The organism is Nocardiopsis protaetiae (assembly GCF_045446735.1).
Taxonomy (GTDB): Bacteria; Actinomycetota; Actinomycetes; order Streptosporangiales; family Streptosporangiaceae; genus Nocardiopsis; species Nocardiopsis protaetiae.
The window spans coordinates 1-4,569 of record NZ_JBJJBV010000399.1; the positions used below are offsets into that span (position 1 = coordinate 1).

The following is a 4,569-nucleotide window of genomic DNA, read 5'->3' on the forward strand; positions in this document are numbered from 1 at the left end:
CGCGTGCGGCCGGCCTCAGCTCCGCGCGCGGGCGGCCTCGTGCGCCGCCCGCTCCTGGAGCCCCTCCAGCGCGGGCAGCAGCCAGTCGTCCACCGCTGCCATGTGGACCCCGCTCTCGTCCTGGCGGTCGTGCAGGTAGCGGGTGGCCAGGTCGATCAGGTACAGGGCCATCACCGTCGACACGGTGTGCGGGACCAGCCCCAGCTCGGTCATCAGCGGGTCGCGCAGCAGCCGGGCCCCGCTCTCCAGCCACCTGTGCACCCCGGGGTGAACCCCGGCCTGCACACATTCGTTGAGGTCGTAGTGCAGGGCGTCGAACCCGGCCGGCGCGTCCAGCGACAGCCGTTCCCAGTCCCACACGAACGACCGCCGCGCGGTCCCGGCGATGTTCCACCGGGTCAGGTCGCCGTGCCAGGCCCCGAAGGGCAGCGCCACGTCGGGCAGCCCGTACAGGGCCGCCATCAGCGGCCCCGCCTCGGGGCGGGTGCCCAGGGCGGCGATCCGCTCCTCCAGGGCGCGGCGGTAGGTGCTCTCCGACAGGCGCCGCCGCCGCACCTCCACCAGCGAGGTGATCTGGGCGACGCAGCGCAGCAGCTGGCGGCGGGTGGGCCGGTCGGTCTGGTCGCCGACCGGCAGCGCCTCCTGCACCAGCAGCGGGCGGCCGTTCCACTCGCCCTGGTACATCAGGCGCGGCACGGTGACGTCGCGCAGCCGGGCGTCCGCGAGCAGGCGCAACGCCTGCGCCTCGGCGACCACCAGCCGCCCGGTCAGGTCGTTGACGGCGACCTTGGCGTAGCCGATGGTGCGCCCGCCCGGGGTGAGCAGCAGCAGGACGGGTTTGCGGTTGGCCCGCGGCGGCCCGACGTGGATGGCGATGGCGAGCTCGCGGTCCAGGGCGGCGGCCAGCGCGTGCTCGATGCCCGGTCCGGCGCCCACGTACAGGCGGTCGCGCAGCAGCAGCGGGGCGATCCCGGTGGCGAACGCGCCGGTCAGCAGGAACCGGCGCAGCCGCTCCCGCAGCGAGTGCCCCTGGGAGAAGGACGAGATGCCCCGCAGCGCCGCCGACCGGTCGTGCGCGGGCAGGATCATCCGCGGGTCGTAGGCGTGGGGCACCGGGAGGTACTGGTTGCCGCGGCCCCGGCCGTGCGCGGTGCCGTCGCCGTGGCCGAGCAGCCCGCCGCACGGCCACAGCACGGCTGCGAGGTCGGTCAGATAGGTCGTCTCACCGTTCATCGGGACCCCCGCCCGTGCGCGCGGCCCCGCGGCGGAGCAGGGGTTCCTCGTCCCGCCACAGCAGGGCGACGGCCACCATGGTCACGGCCAGCGGGGACATGAGCGCCACGTAGAAGAACATGTACCAGAACAGCAGCAGCACGGTGAGCAGGGCGCCCTGGCCCGCGGCCGTCACCGCGGACCGGTACCGCCAGGCCACCGCGGCGAAGAAGCCCAGGAACAGGGCCGTGCCCACCCAGCCGCTCGCGATCAGCGTCATCCACAGCTGGCCCGCGTTGCCGATCACGTGCTGCCCGCAGCCGGGGCACCCGGCCGAGGGGCCGATCGCGATGGAGTCGGAGCTGCCCAGGGTCTCCCGGGTGGTGCCCCAGCCCAGCACGGGGGACAGGTCGGCGGCGGTCACCGCCGCCGCGTTGGTCGCGGCCCGGCCGTCGTCGCTGTGCGGGGCGTCGGCCCGCGCCCGCACCACGTCGGCCAGCGGCGACAGCGCCAGCACCCCCAGGGCGAGGACCGCCACCAGGGCGCAGACCGCCACCGGCAGCACCCGGCCCCGGCGCAGGGCGACGAACCCGGCGTAGAGCAGCGACAGCGCCAGCCCCGCCCACAGCGCCCGGTTGAGCGAGTGCACGATCGGCACCACCGCCAGCACCATGGCCACCGGCAGCCCCCAGCGCACCCACAGCGGGATGTTCCAGCGGCCGAGCAGCAGGACGGCGGCCCACACCAGCAGCAGGGAGATCATGTACCCCCACACGTTGGTGTACTCCCACGGCGCCTTGGGACGCGCCGAGTCGTAGCCGAAGATGTCCATGACCTGCGCGGACGCCGGGTGGACCAGGGTCTGCATGAAGGGGTCGGCGGCCAGCCCGCCGGGCAGCAGGTACTCCAGTGGCGCGGTGAACTCGAACCGGGGCGCCAGCATCCCCAGGTACCCGCCCGCGATCGTGACCAGGCCCAGCACGCTCAGCGCCGCCGCCACCGCGCGGGTGGGCAGCTCGCGTTCGGTGAGGTTGCCGACGTACAGCAGCAGCACCGTGAGGACCGCGTAGTTGGCGGTCCGCAGCACCGCGCCGCCGTAGCCGCCGCTGCCCGGGACCGTGCCGGGCATGTCCAGCGGGACCATGGCCAGGCCCAGCACCGACCACACCAGGAACAGCGCCCACAGCCAGAACGCCGGGGGGACGCGCAGCCCGACGGTCCGGTGGCGGCGCACCAGTTCCAGGGCCATCGGGACGGCGAACACCCAGTACGCGAACTGGCCCAGGCCCAGCGCCCACCACAGCGGGTACCCGGCCAGCAGCCACAGCAGCGGGCGCCCGGTCGCGGCCGGCGGCCCCCCGACGGCGGGGGCGAACGCGGCCGCACCGGTCCCGGTCGCCGAGGGGAGCCGCGCCATCAGCGCCGTGCCCCGGCGGTGTCGGCGGGCACGACGACGGTCTCCTCGTCCTCGGTCGCCTCCTCCGGCGCCTCGGGGGCCTCGGGGGTCCCGCCCACCCGGACGATCCCGGACACGGAACGGCCGGAGCCCTCCCGCTCGGCCTCCTCCACCTCGGCGTCCCCGGACTCCGCGGCCGGGACCGCGCCCGCCGGGGCCAGCTCGGGCAGCGGGCCCGGCAGCGGCTGGCGGGGCAGCACGATCACCCCCGGCGCGTCCACGGCGAACCGGTCGGCGACGGCCAGCACCCCGGCCAGCTCGGTACGCGGGGTGCGGTCCAGCTCGACCACGGGCAGCAGCAGGTCGGCGGCCCCGGCCACGGCGTGCACGTCGGCGCGCTCGCTCGGCGGCGCCACCGCCACCACCACGTGGTCGGCGTGCTCGCGCAGCAGCTCCAGCAGGTCGGCCATCGCGGTGTCCTGCACCGGCGCGGCCACCCCCGGCCGCCCGTGCCGCAGCACCCGCAGCCGCGGCGCGGCCTGGGGGCGCACCTCCAGACCGGCCGGGTCCTCGCCGTCCACCAGGGCCTCGGCCAGCCCGGGCCCCTCGGGCAGGCCCAGCAGCTCGCCCACGGTGTCCGACCGCGGGTCGGCGCACACCAGCAGCGTCTCCGAACCCGTCCGGGCCAGGGCCGCGGCGACGTTCACGGCCGCGGCGGTGCCGGAGCGGCCGGGCGCGGTGGCCGCGACCACGAGCACGCGGCCCGCGCGCGGGGCCTCCTCGCCCACGGCCAGGCCGTCCTCGCCGACCTCGTCGATCCCGCCGATCCCGGCGGCCGGGGTCCGCGCGCTGTCCCCGGCGGCGCGGGCCCGGACCAGGTGGACCAGGGACTGCACCCGCTGGCCCCCCGCCCGGTCCTCGCCCAGCAGGCCGGGGGTGCGCCCGCCGCGTTCGGGGCGGCACGCCGACAGGTCGAGCAGCACCGGCAGGCCGCCCAGGCGCTCGGTCTCCTCGACGTCGTGCAGGCGCCGGTCGGTGCGGTCGCGCAGCACGGCCGCGCCCAGCCCGGCCAGCAGGCCCAGCGCGGTGCCCGCGGCCAGCCACAGCGGCGGGTCGGGGAAGGAGGCCCGCTCGGGCAGGCCGGCGGGGGTGATGGTCCGCCCGGCCTCGACGGTTTCGCGCAGCGCGGTCAGCGGGGCGATGCTCCCGCCCACGGAGGTGAGGTCCTGGCGCAGCGCCTCGGCGCGGGGGTCGGCGGCCCCGGAGGTCGTGATGACCTCGCCCAAGGCATCCTCCAGGCGCTCGCGCTCGCCGCCCAGCGCCTCCAGGTGGGCGCCGATGAGGCCGTCCACCCGCTGCGCCCGCTGCCCGAGGTAGGCCTCGGCGTAGGCGGCGGCCCCGGCGCGCGCGGCCTCGGGGGAGCCCGCGGTGTAGTGGATCTCCAGCACGTTGCTGTTGGAGGGCACGGTGACGTCGACGTTCTCCCGCAGGTCCTCGGCGGTGGCGGGGGCGCCGGTGGCCTCGGCGACCAGCGCGGCCGCGGCGGCGGAGACCTCCTCCGAGCGCAGCACCTGCGCCTCCGTGTCGAGGTTCACATCACCCGCCAGGCGGCCGGACCTCTCCCCGGTGAACTCGGCCATCCCGGTCGGCAGCACCTGGACGGCGGCCGAGGAGGTGTAGGCGGAGGGGAGCGCGAACACCCCGGCCAGGGCCAGGGCCGCGCCGCCGAGCATCCCGGCGGCCACCACCCGCCAGCGGCGGCGGAGCAGGGCGGTGTACTCCTTGAGTTCCGGTCCGGGCGATCCGGGGACGACGGTGTCCATCGGGTCCTCTCAGCCTCTACCTGACAACACTTTTAGTGAACGATTGCATACTAAGTGTAGTCCCTTGAGGTGTGCGCGCCGGTTGGGGAAGGGTCCGTTTCCCCAGGCGAAAGTGACCGGAAACAAACACCGGAGGGG

3 protein-coding genes are annotated in these 4,569 nt (G+C 76.3%); all 3 read right to left on the bottom strand.

The features are described from left to right. Positions 1-15: 15 nt before the first annotated feature. Genes ACJOT3_RS32740 through ACJOT3_RS32750 form a run of 3 tightly spaced genes read right to left on the bottom strand, consistent with a single transcriptional unit; the run spans position 16 to position 4,431 of the window. Positions 16-1,233: an aminoglycoside phosphotransferase gene (locus tag ACJOT3_RS32740; protein ID WP_406977006.1), complete on the bottom strand. Its 1,218-nt coding sequence runs from the start codon at positions 1,231-1,233 to the stop codon at positions 16-18. Then, on the bottom strand, positions 1,223-2,629 hold the full coding sequence (locus ACJOT3_RS32745) for an O-antigen ligase family protein (RefSeq protein WP_406977007.1): 1,407 nt from the start codon (positions 2,627-2,629) through the stop codon (positions 1,223-1,225). The genes ACJOT3_RS32740 and ACJOT3_RS32745 overlap by 11 nt, the downstream gene beginning before the upstream one ends. Then, a complete protein-coding gene (locus ACJOT3_RS32750) occupies positions 2,629-4,431 on the bottom strand; it encodes a Wzz/FepE/Etk N-terminal domain-containing protein (RefSeq protein ID WP_406977008.1) in 1,803 nt (600 codons plus the stop codon). The genes ACJOT3_RS32745 and ACJOT3_RS32750 overlap by 1 nt, the downstream gene beginning before the upstream one ends. Positions 4,432-4,569 lie beyond the last annotated feature (138 nt).

What these genes read in the sequence shown, in the direction of transcription:
- ACJOT3_RS32740 (WP_406977006.1), bottom strand. Translation starts at nt 1,233, where the DNA reads ATGAACGGTGAGACGACCTATCTGACCGACCTCGCAGCCGTGCTGTGG.
- ACJOT3_RS32745 (WP_406977007.1), bottom strand. Translation starts at nt 2,629, where the DNA reads ATGGCGCGGCTCCCCTCGGCGACCGGGACCGGTGCGGCCGCGTTCGCC.
- ACJOT3_RS32750 (WP_406977008.1), bottom strand. Translation starts at nt 4,431, where the DNA reads ATGGACACCGTCGTCCCCGGATCGCCCGGACCGGAACTCAAGGAGTAC.